The sequence below is a fragment of the Mucilaginibacter sp. 5C4 genome (assembly GCF_034345625.1).
Lineage (GTDB): Bacteria > Bacteroidota > Bacteroidia > Sphingobacteriales > Sphingobacteriaceae > Mucilaginibacter > Mucilaginibacter aurantiaciroseus.
This window is the reverse complement of the sequence record NZ_CP133775.1, coordinates 965,505-985,059: the sequence shown is the minus strand read 5'-3', so window position 1 is coordinate 985,059 and position 19,555 is coordinate 965,505. Positions and strand designations below refer to the sequence as shown.

The following is a 19,555-nucleotide window of genomic DNA, read 5'->3' as shown; positions in this document are numbered from 1 at the left end:
TTAACCAAAATGTTCACGTTCACGTTTGCGAACACACGTGAATATTCACAATCATCTCATAATCAAGCCATCCAGATTTTACCTACTGACAAAATAGCGCCACCATCTTTAAACGGAAAAATACAGTACTTTTTTAACCAAAAAAGGCGAAAAGTACTGAAACCTTTCGCCTTTTTCCGTCACCTTTTCGGCTTAAAATTACTTCTTAACCTCGCCGGTAAACAATTTCGATTTATCTACTTTTTCTACTATCATACCATCGTTCAATGTTTTTGAGATAGCCGCGAATGGTGCAGATACCACTTCTTCGCCGCCTTTAAGGCCGCTTAAGATCTGGATATAGGTATCATCCTGTATGCCGGTAGTTACCTGTACCTGCTTCACTTTGTTGCCTTGCAAAACGTATACATACTCTTTTGCAGGTGCGCTGGTAGTGGTTTTCTTGGCATCGTCCTTTTGGGTATCGGCCGGTTTAGCATCCGTCTTTTTCACATCGCGGGCGGTTACCGACTGGATAGGCACCGACAATGCTTTTACGTGATTGGTTTGGATATCAACCGTGGCGGTTAACCCCGGGCGAAAAGGGGAATGGTTCTCCGCATTTTTCTTCAGCAGGTCAATGTATGACTGCGCGGTGATGCGCACTTTAACCGTAAAGTTGGTCACCTGGTCTGCATTGGTACCTACCACGTTGGCCGAACTGCCTATTTCGATAACCTCACCGGTAAATTTCTTACCCAGGAAAGCATCTATCTCAATTTGCGACTGGTTGCCAATAGCTATGCGGTTAATATCGTTCTCGTTCACATCCACATTAACATCCATTTTGCTCAGGTCAGATATGGTCATGATCTCGGTACCGGCAAATTGCTGGGTACCCAAAACGCGCTCGCCCTGCTCAATAGACAGTTTTGATACCACACCATCAACAGGGGCATAAATAGTTGTTTTGGCAAGGTTATCTTGTGCCTCTTTAACAGATGCCTGTGATTGTGCCAAACCATAGGTAGAACCTATTACGTTTTGCTTAGATGCTTCTAATGTTGCACGCGCGCCTTCGTAGTTAGCTTTCGCCTGCTCAAACTCGGCAACGGTTAATACTTTTTTGTCAAAAAGCTCTTTACTCCGTTTGTAGATAGACTCCTGGTTGGCAAATGTAGCCTGCGATTGTTTCAGCATTTGTGCCGAATTACCAACGCTTGCTTTTTGGGTGTTGTATGATGCCACGGCGCGGTCATAACCCGACTTTAAGATATCCGGGCGGATACGGCAAAGCAACTGGCCTTTTTTAACCACGTCACCTTCTTTAATAGGCAACTCAACCACCTCGCCAGATACCTCCGGGCTGATCTTAACCTCGATGTGAGGTTTAATTTTACCACTGGCAGATACGGTTTCGTTAATATCGCGGCTATCGGCTTTCTCAACAGCAACCTGCGTTACCTGCGGTTTGCCAATTATACCGGTGGCTTTGCCAATGATTAGTAATGCCACCAGCACAACAAGGCCTATCAGTATATATTTAGTAGTTTTTCCCATGATAATTTTAGGATTGTGTTTGTGTATTTAATTAGAGTGTTATGGGGTTGCCTAAATAATAATCGATCACTTTGCTCCTGAACACCACCTCGTATTGGGCGTTTATAAGGTCAAACTGCGATTTATTTAGGTTTGTTAATGATGTATTATAATCAAGCGAGTTCACCAGGCCCACATTATACCTTTGTTGTATGATGTTAAAGGCATCTTTATTGGCATTATAAGTTTGCTGTGTAGATATATATCTTTTGTTTGCTGCCTGCACATCCCAAACCGCCTGGTAAATTATTTTGCTTAAGTTGTTTTTAGCTAACTGCGCCGTAACTATGGCATTTTCATTAGTGATCTTCGCTTTACGTACAGAGGTACGCGAGCTAAACCTGTTAAATATAGGGATCTGTAACGTTACACCAATAGCCTGGTTAAAGTTATCGCTCAATTGCCTGCCAATAGGGTAATGCAAGATAGGTACCGAAAAGTTTGGTATCGTAACCGCGTTTGGCGTATTTTGTACAAAACCAATAGTATCTACCCTGCCGGTTGCAAACGGGGTGCCTTGCAGGCGGCGCGCGTCAGAATAATTTGTACCAACCTGGCCAAACAACACCACACTTGGGAAATAATTGCCTCTTGCTACCTTAATATCCTGCGCGGCAGCCTTTTGCCTTGCTTCTGCCAAAGTAACATCCGGGTTAACGGCTAAAGCTGTTTTTAAAACAACTTCGGGGTCGTACACGGTGCTCAATTCTTTAAACCTGCTAATGTCCGGCTTCTCAAAGATAATATTGGTTGCAGGGGGCATCTCCATATACTGTTTAAGTGTAATTACCGATAGTTCCAATTGGTTCTCGGCATTGGTATAATTCAAGTCCGCGGTTGATTGCGCTGCTTTAGCCTGCGACAGATCTGCCTGGGTTTGGTTACCTACGTCAAAGTTTTTCTGAGCCCTGTCAAGCGTTATTTTGGCAATATCTATTTGTTGCTGCGCAGCGGTTACCAGGTCCTGGTTTGTTAATATTAGCAGGTATTGGGTAACTACATTCAGTACCAGGTCATTCTTTATTTTGGCAGTGTAACTACGGTCGGCACCAAGCAATAATTTGTTAGCGATGATCTGGTTACGCAATTGCCCACCCTGGAAAAGTGTTACCTGCGAACTAAGCGTACCATTTAACGCGAAAATGTGCTGGTTGGTAAACTGGTTGGTAGATGGGTCGATATTACGGCCAAAATTTAGTGAAGCCTGCGGGCCTGCAGTTAAATTTGGCAATTGGTTGTATTTAGATTGCTTAAGGTTTTCTTCGGATATCGCTTCGCTAAACTGCGCTTGTTTAATGGTTAAGTTGCGCTCAAGCGTACGGTCGATAGCTTTTTGTAAGGTGATAACTTCCTGCGCCTTAACAGTAAAGTTTACCGCCGAAAGTAATATGAAGCAAGCAATGGTTACTTTTGTGATTTGTAAGTTTAGTTTCATAATAAATTGTATACAATTGTAAGTAAAGCTATTTACTTTGCAAGCTCAGATTTTGTTAGTGAACTAATTAAACACTTAAACGTTTTACGAATGTACCTGGTAAAAACTCCCTGGTGGCTTAAAAAGCTATACCCTCAATTAATTTGGGATACTAAACCAGGTGCCCGTTGCATTTATTTGACTTTTGACGACGGCCCCATACCCATTGTTACACCATTTGTGTTAAATATTTTAAAAAAGCATGATGCAAAAGCCACCTTCTTTTGCATTGGCGACAATGTGCGCAAGCACCCCGATGTATTTGCCGACGTGAAAAAAGCAGGACACGCCATTGGCAACCATACTTACAACCACCTAAAAGGCTGGGCCACAGACAACCAAACTTACCTCGAAAACTTCCTGAAAGCAGATAAGGCTTTAGATACGCCCCTGTTTCGCCCCCCTTACGGCCGCATTAAACGCGACCAAATAAAACTGTTGAAGGAAGCCCGCCCCGATCTGCAGATAATTATGTGGGATGTACTTTGCGGCGATTTTGATATGGCGCTAAAAAAGGAAGACGCTTTAAAAAATGTGCTCAATAATGTAAAGGATGGCTCGATCGTTCTTTTCCATGACAGTGTAAAGGCTTTTTTTAAGCTTGAGCATGTACTGCCGATAGCTATGGAGCATTGGAGTAAGGAGGGGTATACTTTTGCCGCCCTAACCCCTGAATTGGTATAAACCTATCTGGTATAAGTTTTCAACTTAGACCGGTAATATTTAATTCATTGCCGTACCATTTATGGGGCGGATAAAAAATATGCTACATCCGGCTTTAGCCAAACACTCTTTTCGGCTAAAGCCAATATCTTAATCCATATTAACCGTTCACTAAAGTCAACGGCAATGAATTGGAAACAACAATTCCCGCCATCTGGTATAAGTTGAAAACTTAGACCGGTAATATTTAATTCATTGCCGTCCCATTTATGGGGCGGATAACAAATATGCTACACCCGGCTTTAGCCAAACATTCTTTTCGGCTAAAGCCAATATCTTAATCCATACCTAACCGTTCACTAAAGGCAACGGCAATGAATTGGAAACAACAATTCCCGCCCCTGCTTGTTATCTGGCAAAGTTCGGACTGCAAACCGCAAACTGATACTGCAATCTTATTTAGAACATATCCAAATAACAATTGTACAAAGGCCTGACTGTGAATAAAGTTTATATTTTGTAAATTCGCCGCAAGTTGGCCATTAGGCAGGCTTATATCTTATTACCTACTAAAAATCAAACATTATGGCTTTTGATTTAGACATGATCAAAAAGGTTTATGATCGCTACAGCACCCGCGTGGATGCTGCCCGTAAAGCGACCGGTAAACATCTTACTTTAACCGAAAAAATATTATACGCTCACCTTTCTGAAGGTGATGCTAAAAAAGCTTTTGAACGCGGTACCGACTACGTTGATTTTGCACCAGACCGCGTAGCTATGCAAGATGCTACCGCGCAAATGGCGCTATTGCAGTTTATGCAGGCAGGCCGCCCGCAGGTTGCAGTACCATCAACCGTGCATTGCGATCACCTGATACAAGCAAAAGTTGGCGCAGTTGCCGATTTAAATACAGCGGTTGATATTAACCGCGAAGTTTACGACTTCCTTTCATCTGTATCTGATAAATACGGTATCGGTTTCTGGAAAGCCGGTGCAGGTATTATCCACCAGGTTGTTTTAGAGAACTACGCGTTCCCCGGTGGTATGATGATAGGTACAGACTCGCACACGCCTAATGCAGGTGGTTTGGGTATGGTGGCTATTGGTGTTGGCGGTGCCGATGCTTGTGATGTAATGGCAGGTTTACCATGGGAGCTAAAATTCCCTAAACTTATCGGTGTAAAATTAACCGGTAAACTATCCGGCTGGACATCAGCTAAAGACGTTATTTTGAAAGTAGCAGGTATCCTTACTGTAAAAGGTGGTACCGGCGCTATTGTTGAATATTTTGGCGAAGGTGCACGCTCACTTTCTGCAACAGGTAAAGGTACCATCTGTAACATGGGTGCCGAAATTGGTGCAACCACTTCTATTTTTGGTTACGACGAGAAAATTGCTACTTACCTTAACGGTACCAAACGTGAAGAAATTGCTACCCTTGCCAACGCTATTGCCGGGCACTTAACCGGTGACGACGAGGTTTACGCAAACCCTACCGAATACTTTGACCAGGTTATAGAGATCAACCTGAGCGAATTGGAGCCGCACGTTAACGGCCCGTTCACTCCTGACTTGGCGTGGCCTATTTCTAAATTCGCGCAAGCGGTTCGTGAGAACAACTGGCCGGAAAAATTAGAGGTTGGTTTGATAGGTTCTTGTACCAACTCGTCTTACGAAGACATTACCCGTTCTGCATCAATCGCGAAACAGGCTATCGATAAAAACTTAGCTACTAAAGCCGAGTTCACCATTACCCCGGGTTCGGAACTGGTACGTTACACGGTTGAGCGCGATGGTTACTTAGGCACCTTTGAGGCTATGGGCGGTGTGGTATTGGCAAACGCTTGTGGCCCTTGTATTGGCCAGTGGGCACGCCATACCGACGACCCTACCCGCAAAAACTCTATCATCACCTCGTTTAACCGTAACTTTGCTAAACGCCAGGATGGTAACCCTAATACTCACGCTTTCGTAGCCTCCCCGGAGATTGTTACCGCGTTTGTTATTGCCGGCGACCTTACCTTTAACCCACTTACCGATACGTTAACCAACAAAGCAGGCGAGCAGGTTAAATTTGACGAGCCACAAGGTATTGAAATGCCGATACGTGGTTATGCAGTTGAAGATGCCGGTTACCAGGCACCAGCCGAAGATGGTAGCGGCGTTGAGGTTATTGTTAGCCCAACATCATCACGTTTACAAGTATTGGAGCCGTTTACCCCTTGGGAAGGTACTGACATTACCGGTTTAAAACTGTTAATTAAAGCACGTGGTAAATGTACTACCGACCATATTTCTATGGCAGGCCCGTGGTTGAAGTTCCGTGGTCACTTAGATAACATATCTAACAATATGCTGATAGGTGCTATCAACTATTTCAACAACACTGCAGATAGCGTTAAAAACGAACTTACAGGCGAATACGGCCCGGTTCCGGCTACACAGCGCGATTACAAAGCCAATGGCATTGGTTCTATAGTTGTTGGTGATGAGAACTATGGTGAAGGTTCATCGCGCGAGCACGCGGCGATGGAGCCACGCCACTTAGGTGTACGTGCTATATTGGTAAAATCATTCGCCCGTATCCACGAAACCAACCTTAAAAAACAAGGTATGTTGGGTATCACCTTTGCTGACACCAACGATTACGAAAAAATACAAGAGGACGATGTTATTGACATTACCGGTTTAACCACATTTGCCCCCGGCAAACAGTTAAATGTAATGTTACACCACGCAAATGGCACAACAGAAAGCTTCCCTGTAAACCACACCTACAATGCGCAGCAAATAGAGTGGTTTAAAGCAGGCGGCGCGCTGAACATCATCCGCAGGCAAATGATATCTTAATTTTAGATTTTAGAAATACGATTTTAGATTAAGCCTTCCTGAATGGGGAGGCTTTTTTTTGTGGGATTATTGGCAGGAACACGATACAAAAAGGCAATGAATACCCATCGCCTTTTATATAATTAGCCTAATCTCTAATCACCATTCACTAATATCTACCCTAAAACCTCTCCTTCAAAAACTGACCTGTGTAGCTATTTTTAACTTTTATAAGGTCTTCGGGCAGGCCTTCGAACACTACTTTACCACCACGGTCGCCACCTTCGGGGCCGATGTCTATCACCCAGTCGGCGCATTTAATAACGTCCATATTGTGTTCTATTACGATGATGGTGTTGCCGTGCTCTAACAATGCGTCGAACGATTTTAGCAGCTTCTTAATATCTGCGAAGTGCAAACCTGTAGTAGGTTCATCAAATATGAAAAGCGTTTTATTAGTATTGTTACCCTTCACCAGGAAGGATGCCAGCTTGATACGCTGCGCCTCGCCACCTGATAGTGTGTTTGACGATTGGCCCAACTGCACGTAACCCAAACCAACATCAACCAATGGTTTTATTTTAGCTAATATCTTCGGCTCTTTAACGAAGAACTCAAGGCCCTCATCAATAGTCATTTCTAAAACCTCGGATACATTTTTTTCATTATAGGTGATATCCAGGATGTGTTGTTTAAAGCGTTTACCATTACAGGCCTCGCAAGTCAGGAAGATATCTGCCATAAACTGCATCTCTATCTTCACTTCGCCTTCGCCCTGGCAAACGTCGCAACGGCCGCCCTCTACATTAAAAGAAAATGCCGATGGTTTTAAGCCTGCAGCCTTTGAAACCGGCAGCGCGGCGTACAGGTTACGGATCTCGTCCCAGGCCTTTACATAAGTAACCGGGTTAGAACGCGATGAACGGCCAATTGGGTTTTGATCTACGATCTCTACCTGTTCAATTTTATTATAATCGCCCTCGATGCTATCGAACGCCCCGCTTTGGTCGCCATTATAGTTACCCAAAGTTTTTTGAAGGGCAGGCGCAAAAATGCGTTTTACCAAACTGGTTTTACCCGAGCCGGATACACCTGTTACCACAGTAAGTATCCCCAACGGGAACTTAGCATCCGCATTCTTCAAGTTGTTTTCGCGGGCGCCTTTTATCTCAATATAGTCGCTCCATTTACGTCTGCTTGTCGGTATAGCTATCTCTTCGCGGCCACTCAGGTATTTACCGGTAAGGCTTTCATTATCTACAATGATCTGGTCGTAGGTACCTGTAAACATCAGGTTACCGCCATGCGTACCGGCTTCGGGGCCAATATCAATAATATGGTCGGCAGCTTTCATGATCTCTTCCTCGTGCTCAACAACCAAAACGGTGTTGCCTACATCGCGCAGAGATTTTAACACGGTAATTAAACGCTGTGTATCACGTGGGTGCAGGCCGATGCTTGGCTCATCCAACACATATATCGACCCCACCAAACTACTCCCTAATGATGTAGCCAGGTTGATCCGTTGCGACTCGCCACCAGATAGTGTATTTGACAAACGATTAAGTGTTAAATACGCCAAACCTACATCATTCAAAAACACCAAACGGTTTACAATTTCCAGCAATAAACGTTTACCAATTTTAGCGTCGGTCTCATTCAGTTTAAGGTTGCTGAAAAACTCCAGCGCGGTATCTAAAGGCATCAGCACCACATCGGTTATGGATCTGCCGTCTATCTTAACATAGGTTGCATCCTTGCGCAAACGGCTGCCCTTACATTCCGGGCAGGTGGTTTTACCACGGTATCGCGATAGCAAAACACGGTATTGTATTTTATAGGTTTGCTCCTCCATCTCTTTGAAGAAGGCATTTAACCCACGGAAATACTGGTTACCCGTCCATAGCAATTCCTGCTCTTTTTCGGTTAGTTGGTTATACTGGCGATGGATAGGGAAGTCAAATTTTAACGAGCTTTTTACAAGCAAATCGTTCCACTCGCGCATTTTTTCGCCACGCCATGGGGCAATAGCGCCTTCGTAGATACTCTTGCTTTTATCGGGGATAACCAGGTCGGCGTCAATACCGATAACCTTGCCGTAGCCTTCACATTTTTTGCAGGCACCGTAAGGGTTGTTAAAGCTAAAAAAGTTTGGCGTAGGCTCTTCAAAACGGATATTATCCAGCTCGAAACGGTCGCAGAAGAAGCGTTCGGAAGCCCCACCCAAACCCTCTCCGGAAGAGAGGGCTTCATAATTTAAAATCTCCCCTACCGGGGGAGATGTAGAGGGGGCTACTGAGGCTACATATTGCACATAACAATCGCCCTTCCCTTCAAAAAATGCGGTCTGGATACTATCGGCTAAGCGGCTGATGGTTTCGTCTTCCTCATTCTTAGTGATACGATCTATAACGATGCGCACAACTGAAATGGCGGGCAGTGATGATACTTCCTCTTCGCCTTTTTTAGCCTTTGTTTTCTTAGTTTTTGCAGGCGCAGCTTCTTCATCCATCACCATAGATGCACCGTCGATAGTTTCATCTTCCAGCAAGGTTTCTATGCGCGATACCTGTCCGTTAAACTCTACCCTTACAAAACCCTTTTGCATTAAAACGGCCAATTCCTCTTTAATGCTACGGTTGTTATGCGGATGCAGCGGGCAAAGGATGGTAACCTGTGATTCATCCGGCAAAGCCGTAATAAAATTAATTACATCGGTAACCGAATCTCTTTTAACCAACCCGCCTGATATAGGCGAAATAGTTTTACCAATGCGCGAGAAAAGCAGCTTTAAGTAATCGTAGATCTCGGTAGAAGTACCCACCGTTGACCGCGGGTTGCTGGTTATCACCTTCTGCTCAATAGCGATGGCTGGTGCTATCCCTTTTATATAGTCAACATCCGGCTTATTCATTCGCCCCAAAAACTGGCGGGCATATGATGATAAGCTTTCCACATAGCGGCGCTGACCTTCGGCATACAAAGTATCAAACGCAAGCGATGATTTACCCGAACCCGACATGCCCGTGATAACCACCAGCTTGTTTTTGGGGATGGCCACATCCATATTTTTAAGGTTGTGTACCCTTGCCCCTTTTATAATAATATGTTTTTTCGGATCTTTTTCTGCTTCTTTGGTCATTCTTTTCCTTAATTCATCTGGGAAGTTCATGGTTGATGGTTAATAGTTCATAGAACCCATTAAACCTTAGTCACGAATAAAAGTCTAACTGCTAAAAGATTAAACTTGTTTGATTTTTGGCACTTCAGACTATGAACAATGATCTATTATCTATGAACATTTTCCGGCTGCAAAAATCCTAAAATATTTAGCTTAATCCAAATAGGTTTTGGTAATTGTGAAGCTTAATTAGTTATTAATAAAAGAGTTTGCATTTTAGTGACACATTAGCTTTTGAGAAGAACGTAAAATGCCCTGTTAAAAAATATTTGCTTTTATTTTTTAAGATCATTATATTTGAGCCTAACATTTTTCTTAAACCTAAAAAGAAACGCTATAGATAGAATTCTACTTTTAATAACGACAAAACATTTAATTTAGTTTATTAGTAGCTTTCTATGGATTTTCAATTGAAAAGTGATCAGGATCTAATCCATCTTTATATCGCCGGAGACGAGGCAGGACTTGTTGAACTCATCAGGCGTTATCAGTCAAAAATTTACACTTCTATTTACTTACTTGTTAAAGATGAAGCTCTCGCTGAAGATATTTTCCAGGATACGTTTATTAAAGTTATTAATACGCTAAAGGCCGGCAAATACAACGAGGAAGGTAAGTTTTTACCTTGGGTAACCCGTATAGGGCATAACCTTGTGATAGACCATTTCCGCCGCGAGAAACGCGCGCCAATGGTTAGCAATGGCGACGACTTTGATATTTTTGAAGTATTAGGCAATTATGATGAAAGCGCCGAAGACCGACTGGTACGCGAGCAAACGCATAAGGACCTGAAATCGCTTATTCAGCTTTTACCATCCGAGCAAAAAGAGGTATTAATTATGCGCCACTTTGGTGACATGAGCTTTAAGGAAATTGCCGATGTTACCGATGTAAGCATTAACACCGCACTTGGCCGCATGCGTTACGCGCTTAATAACCTGCGCAAAATGATGCAGAATAAAGAGATGAGTTTAAAAAATTAGTAAATAACCGTCATCCTCAGCTTGTTTCAGGATCCCTCTGGACAGATAAATAATCATCTAATAATATTGTTACAAAAGCTGCCCTGTATAGGGTGGCTTTTTTTATTGCCCCCGCAACAATATCCAGCAACCTCCGGTCGTTTAAAATTCAAATTCATGATGGAATTTTCATCGATTGAGTTAATATTCTTAATTTAAAGCGTATGGATTGACTTAAAATTAACCCTCAAAAAAAATTTCATTTAATTTTCATGTTCGTAAAATATTAATAAATAATTCTCGTTACTTTTATAATTAAACAATTAACAGCTTATGGGTGAAACCTTTACTTCAATATTTAATGCGGTCACTAACAAAGCTCAGGTGAAACAATCAGAGGTAGTACAAGAAAATCTGGATGTGGATGATGTGATGTTTTATCATTCTATCCGTGCTGATTTGGATCTTCTAAAAAAGAAGCCAAAACTGCAGACCATCCACTACATCCTCGATTATTCGAAAAGCCGTCGCTAAGTAGTACTACGCCAAAGCACTGGTTCATAAATCATCCCGGTTGGGTATTACATCCATTGGTTTGATTTATGAACCTTTCTATTTATACCTTAGTTCATAAATGATAGTTAATGGTTCATGGCAACTCGTTTTGGCTAATTGCATATAATTCTGGATTATTGTAAAAATTTGGTTCGTCTATCATCTATGAACCATCAACCATGAACTAAATATGCTTAAAGCCGAACGCTACCGCCACTTCGTAGAATATTTCTCCAAAAACCAGCCCTCGGCCGAAACAGAGTTGCATTATAGCAGTCCGTATGAATTGTTGGTGGCAGTGATTCTGTCGGCGCAATGTACCGATAAGCGCATCAACCAGGTTACACCAGCACTATTCAAACGTTTCCCGGATGCGGCGTCTTTGGCGGCATCAGATGCCGGCGAGATTTTTACTTACATCCGCAGCGTAAGTTATCCAAATAATAAGGCAAAGCACCTGGCCGGCATGGGCAAAATGCTGATGGAAGTTTTTGGCGGCGAGGTACCATCTGATATTAATGAATTACAAAGGTTACCCGGCGTTGGCCGCAAAACGGCTAACGTAATTGCATCAGTAGTGTTTGATGCTCCTGCTATCGCGGTGGATACGCACGTGTTCAGGGTATCTAACCGGATCGGTTTAACCACACGCGCCACTACCCCGCTGGCGGTAGAAAAGCAGCTGGTACAATACCTGCCGCAAAATACGCTGGCCATTGCGCATCACTGGCTGATATTGCACGGGCGTTATATTTGTGTGGCCCGCTCGCCTAAGTGCGAGATCTGCCCGCTTACCTGGTTCTGCAAATATTACGAGCAGCAAAATACCGAGACGGCTTTGTTACGTGCTGAGGCTGCAAAAATCCGCAAGACCAAAGACGCTAAAAAGAAAAAGGCGTTGAATACTATCAGCAAAGAACTGGCGAAACGAAGTGTTGATAAAGATATTTGATTAAGAGTTTTGGGTTAGGTAAGTTTACATCAACCTCTCGCGCCATTGCGAGCGATAGCGTGGCAATCTTTGATAGGCATGTGGCTTACTTACTTATCGAAGATTGCCACGTCGCTACGCTCCTCGCAATGACGGAATATTACTACCAATAAAATAATTACTAAAAATATTAGTAATTATAAATTTATGTTTTATATTTGTTTCACAATAATTTAAGATGAGCAACGCAGATAAATTAAAGGCATTACAGCTAACGTTAGACAAGCTGGAAAAATCATACGGTAAAGGAACCATCATGAAACTGGGCGACTCCGTGATTGAACCTACCGAAACCATATCAACCGGGTCTTTAGGCCTTGATATTGCTTTAGGTGTAGGCGGTTTACCAAAAGGCAGGGTGATAGAGATTTATGGCCCGGAATCGTCAGGTAAAACAACCTTAGCCATACATGCCATAGCCGAATCCCAAAAGAAAGGTGGCATAGCAGCATTTATTGATGCTGAGCACGCTTTCGACCGTTTCTACGCCAAAAAATTGGGCGTAGATGTAGAGAACCTTTTAATATCACAACCGGATAATGGTGAGCAGGCATTAGAAATTGCCGATAACCTGATCCGCTCGGGTGCTATAGATATATTAGTTATCGACTCTGTTGCGGCATTGGTGCCAAAGGCGGAGATAGAAGGCGAAATGGGCGATTCTAAAATGGGCTTACACGCCCGTTTAATGTCGCAGGCATTACGTAAACTAACCGGTACCATCAGCAAAACAGGATGTTGCTGTATCTTCATTAACCAGCTGCGCGATAAGATCGGTGTTATGTTCGGTAACCCCGAAACTACAACAGGTGGTAACGCTTTAAAATTTTATGCTTCGGTACGTTTGGATGTACGCCGCATCTCTCAAATTAAAGATTCTGACGAGGTATCTGGTAACCGCGTTAAAGTGAAGATCGTTAAAAACAAGGTGGCTCCTCCGTTCCGTATTGCCGAGTTCGACATTATGTTTGGTGAGGGTATCTCTAAAGCAGGTGAAATAATTGATCTTGGTGTAGAATACAATGTCATTAAAAAAGCAGGATCGTGGTTCAGCTACGGCGAAACCCGTTTAGGCCAGGGCCGCGATGCAGTTAAACAACTGATAATGGATAACCCGGAACTGATGGAAGAACTGGAAGCAAAAATTAAAGCCACCGTTACAGGCGAAAGCTTAGCTGAAGCTTAGATTTAGATTTCACTGATCAATTAGGTTGACAGATGATTTCACCGATTATGTGAAATATTACTCCAATCTTTATAGAATATATTAAAGCCTCCCAATGGGGAGGCTTTTTTGTTTGTGTATGGCTAACACGCATCTTTAGAAGAAAGATCTAATCCTGCACAGAAAAGCAGGTTAAACATTTTGTAAGCGTTTTTTCTTAATAGCCCTCGCAGCAATGCGGGGGCTTATTGTTTATGGCAATTTTATTTACCGCCTGTTTTCCAGTACATGTAAGCAATACAGCCCACAACCATAATGGCAAGCACAATTAGGCCGGTAATGCCTTTGCGTTTATCCTGGCGCATTAGCCACACTAAAAAAGCTACAAGCGGCAGCACAAAAACCGCCCAAAATATAAGTGAAGGAATATTCATAGTTAATAGTTCATGGTTAATAGTTTATGGTACTTTGCAGATGGATATTTACTATGAACCATCAACTATACGCTAAAACTACATCGGCATCCGTGCCAGGGGAGCTATCTCCTGCCCGGCAAATTCGCCTTTTAAATATTTATAATAACCGGCAATAGCAATCATGGCCGCGTTATCGGTACAGTATTCAAATTTTGGTATGAAAACATTCCAGCCGTTATCAGCACCCATTTTGGTGAGGCTTTCGCGCAGGCCGGTATTGGCAGATACCCCGCCTGCTAAGGCAATATCTTTAATGCTATATTCTATTGCAGCGCGTTTCAATTTATTCAGCAGGATAGTAGCAATACGTTTTTCTACCGATGCGCAGATATCATTCAAGTTCTCCTGTATAAAATTTGGGTTAGTCGCCACATTATCCCTTATAAAATATAGGATAGCCGTTTTAACCCCGCTAAAGCTAAAATTAAACCCCGGAATCTGCGGCTCGGGGAATTTATAAGCATCCGGGTTGCCGGTACGCGCGTGTTTATCTATCAGCGGGCCGCCGGGGTATGGCAAGCCGAGTATCTTGCTGGTTTTATCCATCGCTTCGCCAGCGGCATCATCAAGGGTTTGGCCAATCACTTCCATATCAAAATAGTCTTTAACTAAAACTATTTGGGTATGCCCGCCGGATACGGTAAGGCAAAGGAATGGGAATGACGGCTTTTTCTCGGCTATAAAATGCGCCAGGATATGCGCCTGCATGTGGTTAATATCAATCAGCGGCAGGTTCTTGGCAAGCGCAAATGCCTTGGCAAAAGAAACACCCACTAAAAGTGAGCCTAAAAGGCCCGGTCCGCGCGTAAAAGCTACTGCATCAATATCATTTTTGCTTACTTTTGCGTTTAATAATGCTTGTTGCACAGCAGGAACAATATTTTGCTGATGAACCCTTGAGGCAAGCTCAGGGACAACGCCTCCGTAAAGTTCATGAATGGTTTGATTAGCAATAACATTGCTCAGGATCCGTCCATCCACACAAACAGATGCAGAGGTTTCATCACAAGAAGATTCGATAGCTAATATTACAGGCACGATTGTTAAATTATTGATTTTTGAGTTGATGAATTATTGACTAAGCTTCAAACTATTACGCCATAAAAACGTATAGCGATAGGGATTATTCTGATTCAAAACCTCCAACCATTACTAAAGGACAAAGTTATTAAAAAAGTACTCAAAATAGCGTTAAGCATCGTATTGATAATTTTGTTGCTGATAAGCATTACGTTATTGCTTTTTCAATACAAGCCGGTACAAACATGGGCTGCAAAAAAAGCCACCGCTTACCTGTCTAAAGAACTTCATACCACTATTAATATTAAAAGCCTTTACATTAAGCCATTCTCATCGGTTGTTTTAGAAGGATTATATATACTGGATAAACAGCAGGACACCTTATTAAGTACACCCAAGCTCGCCGTAGAGCTTAGCGGGTTCTCCGTCTTTAACAGCATCAAGCAAAAGAAAATCAATTTTGCATCAATCCAACTAGATAACGGCGCCTTCTATCTTAAAAAATTAAAGGACAGTACCACCAATCTTAAATTTGTGCTTGATTACTTCAACTCGGGCGACACCACAAAAACCAAAAGCAAACCGTGGACGCTTACCTTCGAGAAGATAGCCGTTAACAATTTCCATTTTAAGTACAAGAACAGCCTGCGGAACGAACTGGTAAAAGGGGTAAATTTCAATGATATCGACGTTCGCAACTTCAGTACCGTTATCCGCAATATGGACTTGCAGAACCACTTGTTTAAAGCACGTGTTGGCGGTTTGACCCTGAAAGAAAAGAGCGGGTTCTTTGTCAAAAATTTCAACTCCAATGCTACCATTGATACCAACCAGATCCTACTGCAAAACCTAAACATACAAACGGCAAACTCCAATGTAAGGAACTTCTTTAGAATGGAATTTAAGTCGTTTAGTGATTTTAATGATTTTGAGAACAAGATAAAAATGGATGCCGATTTCAAAACATCGCACCTGTCATCAAAAGATATCGCCTATTTCACCAGCACGCTTGATAAAACCACGTTTGAACTGGGTATTGACGGACGGGTACGAGGCCTGGTAAAAAACCTTAAAGCTAAAGGCGTAACTATTACCGCCGCTCAGGCAACTTTTATTAAAGGCGATTTTAACCTTACGGGATTGCCGGACTGGAAAAATACCTTCCTGCAATTAAAGTTCGATCAGATTGCTACCAACAAAAAAGATCTGGATTATTTATATCAGCATTTTACCGGCAAACCAAATGCTAAAGTGCCTGCCATTGTGGGCAAATTTGGCAACGTAAACTTTACGGGCCGTTTCACCGGCGTGCAGAATGATTTTGTGGCGTTTGGCGTTTTTAAGACGAAATTAGGTCGTTTTGACCCGGATATAAACCTAAAAATAAACAAAGTGGGCGTGCCAAGTTATAGCGGTAAAATCACCACCAATGATTTTGACCTGGGCACTTTATTAGATAATAACACTATTGGCCGCACCAGCTTATCGGCCAACCTGGCCGGCCGTGGCGACGAGCTTAAAAACCTGGATGTTCGCGGTGATGCAAAAGTGGCATATTTACAGTTTAAGGGATACACTTACAAAAACATTGTAACCAACGGTACATTTGATCACAAAACTGCAAAGGGTAAACTATCTATAAATGATAAAAACCTGCAGCTTGCCATTGCCGGTAGTGTTAACCTAAACCCTAAGCTGCCAATTTTTGATTTTAAGGGAAACGTAACTAATGCGAAACTACGCGAGTTAAAATTCCTGAGGGATACGATTACCATCGGTACCGATCTTAACACAAACTTCTCGGGTAATAACCTGGACAATTTGGATGGAAGCATCCTGCTAACCAAAATTCGCGTTGTAAACCCGCGGAATAATTATGTGGTGGATACCGTAGCACTAACGGCTAACGGCAAAGGGGATGCAAGGGTAATTTCTTTAAAATCCGACCTTGCAGATGGAAGCATTAAAGGCAGTTATGACCTGGCTACCCTGCCCTCCTATTTTAAAACCATCGCCAAAAAATATATTCCGTCGCTTAAAACGGATATTATCCCGCCTAAACCGCAAAACTTTGATTTCAACCTGAAACTGAAAAATATCGATCCTTTTACGGCCATATTTATGCCCGATTTAAAGGTGCCCGAGCAGGGAAGCTTTGTAGGTAAATTTAACTCGGTAAATAAAACGGCGACGCTAAACGGTTACATCAAAACAATAAAACTGGGTAAAATCGTATTTCATGATTTTATTATTGATGAGAGCACAAGCGACGATTTCCTGGGCCTGAACGTTTCCCTGAACCGGGTTGACCTAACGGATAACTTATACATCAAAAACATCAACATTACCAATTTCCTGAAGCATGATAGCCTAAACTTTAACGTTAAGTTATCTGATAAAAACGCTGCCAACCAGTTAGACCTTTACGGTTTGGTAGAATTTGGCCGGGACACTACTGCCAAACTAAAGATATTACCATCTGACGTGGTGTTAGAGCGGGAGAACTGGAAGATCCAGGACCAGGTACGCATCCGCCTGCTGGATGGTAAAACCCAGGTATCCGGTTTTGAGTTATCAAACGGCGTACAGAAGGTGAGAATTAATGGATTTATATCCAATAACCCAACGGATAAGTTGAAAGTGCAATTCGAGAAGTTTAGTATGGCTACGCTAAACCAACTTACCAAAACATCTGGCATAGTGCTTAAAGGATCGTTAAACGGAGATGTTACGCTTACCTCTATCATTAAAAAGCCGGGGGTGGATGCCAATTTAGGTATCGATTCGTTGATGATGAATAAGACTTTGCTCGGCGATGTAAAGATCTTATCAAACCTTGATAACGACCGCGGACTTGCCAATGTAAAACTAAACATCACTAACCGCGGCCTCGAAACCATGAATATTGCCGGCGTTTACACCCTTGGCAAACAAACCGATGATAAACTGGACTTTGATGTTAAAATGGACCATACCGAAGCCATTATATTCCAGCCGTTTATAAAAGACCTGGTATCAAATATAAAAGGGGCCGTATCGGCAAATCTGAAACTCTCCGGTTCGCCGTCCAAGCCTGAGTTGAACGGTACAGTATCGCTGGATAATACCGGCATTACTGTTAATTACTTAAAAACCGCCTACACGGTAAACGATAATCTGACGGTTAGCAACAGTGTTATCAAGATAGATAAGATGATATTGAAGGATATTCGCGGTGGCACAGGCGAAGCTAATGGCACGGTGGATTTGAATAATATCTCAAACCCCACACTTGATATCTCGCTGGAGGCTAAAAACCTGATGGCGCTTAATACTACGTTTAAGGATAACCACATTTATTACGGTACAGCTTATGGCAGCGGTACATTTAGTTTTACCGGGCCTATAGATAACATGAAGATAGATATTAAAGCCAGTACCGGAGCCGGTACGGTATTTAATATCCCGCTTAACACCTCATCAACCGCGGCAGATTATGATTTTATACGTTGGGTTGACCATAACGACACCACTATAAAAGTCATAGATAAAGTAAAAGCCTTTAACGGGGTTACGCTAAACTTCGACTTAACAATTGACGAGCAAACTATTGTAAGGATAAGTACCGATTACGGTGTGTTAGAAGGTACAGGAAACGCGAAAAATTTAAACCTTAAGATCAATAGCCTGGGCGACTTTGAGATGTTTGGCGATTTCGGGATCACCTCGGGTAAGTTTGAGTTTACAGCCAAGGATTTCATCAGTAAAAACTTTATGGTAAACCAGGGTGGTAACATCAGGTGGACGGGCAATCCGTCAAACGCGGAGATCAATTTAAAGGCAGTATACGAGGTGCGTACCAATATTGCTCCGCTCTATACAGCCGCGGGTTTACAGGCGCCGCAACCAAAACAGGTATTAGTGCAGGCCGAGTTGATATTAACCAAATCGCTCCTGCAACCAAATATTGATTTTAACTTTAATTTCCCTGTAGATCCATCTATTAAGGATGACTTGAACACCTACCTTGCCGATAACAATAACCGCAGCCAGCAGGCGCTAAGCATCATTGTAAGGCGAAGTTTTGCATCGGGCACGGGTAGTAATTTAACCAACCAGGTGTTGGGTACGGCCGGCGAGGCGGTAAGCGAATTTGCGTTTAATAAACTAAATAGCTTTATCTCTCAATCCAACATCAAATATTTTGATTTAAACATACGGTCGTTTAATGATGCGAGCGCGTCGTTAAAGTTTTTAAATGACCGATTGATCATTAACGGTAGCTTATATTCTAATAGCGGTACCAGCGACTTGTTCAACAACCGCCAGAGTTTATTGAATACTGATTTTAGAACACTGACAAAAGATTTCGAGATCCAGTACCTGTTCCGTAAAGATGGTAATTTAAGGGGCCGTTACTCGTACCGGGCATTAAACAGCACCACGCTAAACACCATTAACGACCAGTTAGGAGTGCAATATGTAAACGGTATTGGTTTGGTTTACCAGCGCGATTTTGACACGTTCGGCGAGTTCCTGAGGAATATATTTAGACAAAGCCGCCGCGACAAGCCACCTGTTAAGCCTACATCGGTACCTGCCACTACTATAAATACGCCAAAGCCTTCCAAATCATCAGACGACAGGAACAATGAGGATACAGAAGGCGACGATTAAAG

At 42.7% G+C, this 19,555-nt stretch carries 12 protein-coding genes; 7 read left to right on the top strand and 5 right to left on the bottom strand.

The window, feature by feature from the left end; all coding sequences use genetic code 11:
• Positions 1 to 198: 198 nt before the first annotated feature.
• Entirely contained in the window at positions 199 to 1,539 is a 1,341-nt protein-coding gene (locus RHM67_RS04510; RefSeq protein WP_322230917.1) for an efflux RND transporter periplasmic adaptor subunit, read from the bottom strand.
• A gap of 31 nt (positions 1,540 to 1,570) precedes the next feature.
• A complete protein-coding gene (locus RHM67_RS04505; RefSeq protein ID WP_322230915.1) occupies positions 1,571 to 3,013 on the bottom strand; it encodes a TolC family protein in 1,443 nt (480 codons plus the stop codon).
• Positions 3,014 to 3,103: 90 nt separating this feature from the next.
• Between RHM67_RS04505 and RHM67_RS04500 the strand changes: the two genes are divergently transcribed.
• Positions 3,104 to 3,736: a polysaccharide deacetylase family protein gene (locus tag RHM67_RS04500; RefSeq protein WP_322230914.1), complete on the top strand. Its 633-nt coding sequence runs from the start codon at positions 3,104 to 3,106 to the stop codon at positions 3,734 to 3,736.
• A 564-nt stretch (positions 3,737 to 4,300) separates the two neighbouring features.
• Positions 4,301 to 6,568, top strand: a complete 2,268-nt coding sequence (locus RHM67_RS04495) for an aconitate hydratase (protein WP_322230913.1) — start codon at positions 4,301 to 4,303, stop codon at positions 6,566 to 6,568.
• A gap of 160 nt (positions 6,569 to 6,728) precedes the next feature.
• On the opposite strand, the gene uvrA is transcribed toward RHM67_RS04495, so the two are convergent.
• Positions 6,729 to 9,689 carry an excinuclease ABC subunit UvrA gene (uvrA, locus tag RHM67_RS04490; RefSeq protein ID WP_322232171.1) on the bottom strand — a complete coding sequence of 987 codons (2,961 nt, stop codon included), beginning with the start codon at positions 9,687 to 9,689 and terminating at the stop codon, positions 6,729 to 6,731.
• Between the two features lie 437 nt (positions 9,690 to 10,126).
• Here uvrA and RHM67_RS04485 point away from each other — a divergent pair, with 437 nt between their 5' ends.
• The 4 genes from RHM67_RS04485 (at position 10,127) to recA (ending at position 13,422) form a co-directional block, all read left to right on the top strand.
• Positions 10,127 to 10,711, top strand: coding sequence for an RNA polymerase sigma factor (locus RHM67_RS04485; protein WP_191175799.1), 585 nt, complete (start codon positions 10,127 to 10,129; stop codon positions 10,709 to 10,711).
• 312 nt (positions 10,712 to 11,023) lie between these two features.
• Positions 11,024 to 11,224, top strand: a complete 201-nt coding sequence (locus RHM67_RS04480; RefSeq protein ID WP_252757718.1) for a hypothetical protein — start codon at positions 11,024 to 11,026, stop codon at positions 11,222 to 11,224.
• Positions 11,225 to 11,435: 211 nt separating this feature from the next.
• Positions 11,436 to 12,197 carry an endonuclease III gene (gene nth / locus RHM67_RS04475; protein WP_322230912.1) on the top strand — a complete coding sequence of 254 codons (762 nt, stop codon included), beginning with the start codon at positions 11,436 to 11,438 and terminating at the stop codon, positions 12,195 to 12,197.
• A gap of 217 nt (positions 12,198 to 12,414) precedes the next feature.
• The gene (recA, locus tag RHM67_RS04470; RefSeq protein WP_322230911.1) at positions 12,415 to 13,422 is read left to right on the top strand and encodes a recombinase RecA; all 1,008 of its coding nucleotides are present in this window, start codon (positions 12,415 to 12,417) and stop codon (positions 13,420 to 13,422) included.
• A 242-nt stretch (positions 13,423 to 13,664) separates the two neighbouring features.
• Here the strand turns inward: recA and RHM67_RS04465 are convergent, their stop codons facing one another.
• Together RHM67_RS04465 and tsaD are read right to left on the bottom strand one after the other, a co-directional pair.
• On the bottom strand, positions 13,665 to 13,835 hold the full coding sequence (locus RHM67_RS04465) for a hypothetical protein (protein ID WP_322230910.1): 171 nt from the start codon (positions 13,833 to 13,835) through the stop codon (positions 13,665 to 13,667).
• 78 nt (positions 13,836 to 13,913) lie between these two features.
• Positions 13,914 to 14,915 carry a tRNA (adenosine(37)-N6)-threonylcarbamoyltransferase complex transferase subunit TsaD gene (tsaD, locus tag RHM67_RS04460; RefSeq protein ID WP_322230909.1) on the bottom strand — a complete coding sequence of 334 codons (1,002 nt, stop codon included), beginning with the start codon at positions 14,913 to 14,915 and terminating at the stop codon, positions 13,914 to 13,916.
• Between the two features lie 198 nt (positions 14,916 to 15,113).
• Here tsaD and RHM67_RS04455 point away from each other — a divergent pair, with 198 nt between their 5' ends.
• Complete coding sequence (locus RHM67_RS04455; RefSeq protein WP_322230908.1) at positions 15,114 to 19,553, top strand: translocation/assembly module TamB domain-containing protein; 4,440 nt, start codon at positions 15,114 to 15,116, stop codon at positions 19,551 to 19,553.
• Positions 19,554 to 19,555 lie beyond the last annotated feature (2 nt).

Excerpts from the sequence above, each read along its gene's own strand:
- RHM67_RS04485 (WP_191175799.1), top strand. The coding sequence starts at position 10,127 with ATGGATTTTCAATTGAAAAGTGATCAGGATCTAATCCATCTTTATATC.
- RHM67_RS04465 (WP_322230910.1), bottom strand. The coding sequence starts at position 13,835 with ATGAATATTCCTTCACTTATATTTTGGGCGGTTTTTGTGCTGCCGCTT.
- RHM67_RS04505 (WP_322230915.1), bottom strand. The coding sequence starts at position 3,013 with ATGAAACTAAACTTACAAATCACAAAAGTAACCATTGCTTGCTTCATA.
- uvrA (WP_322232171.1), bottom strand. The coding sequence starts at position 9,689 with ATGACCAAAGAAGCAGAAAAAGATCCGAAAAAACATATTATTATAAAA.
- RHM67_RS04500 (WP_322230914.1), top strand. The coding sequence starts at position 3,104 with ATGTACCTGGTAAAAACTCCCTGGTGGCTTAAAAAGCTATACCCTCAA.
- RHM67_RS04495 (WP_322230913.1), top strand. The coding sequence starts at position 4,301 with ATGGCTTTTGATTTAGACATGATCAAAAAGGTTTATGATCGCTACAGC.
- recA (WP_322230911.1), top strand. The coding sequence starts at position 12,415 with ATGAGCAACGCAGATAAATTAAAGGCATTACAGCTAACGTTAGACAAG.
- RHM67_RS04510 (WP_322230917.1), bottom strand. The coding sequence starts at position 1,539 with ATGGGAAAAACTACTAAATATATACTGATAGGCCTTGTTGTGCTGGTG.
- nth (WP_322230912.1), top strand. The coding sequence starts at position 11,436 with ATGCTTAAAGCCGAACGCTACCGCCACTTCGTAGAATATTTCTCCAAA.
- RHM67_RS04480 (WP_252757718.1), top strand. The coding sequence starts at position 11,024 with ATGGGTGAAACCTTTACTTCAATATTTAATGCGGTCACTAACAAAGCT.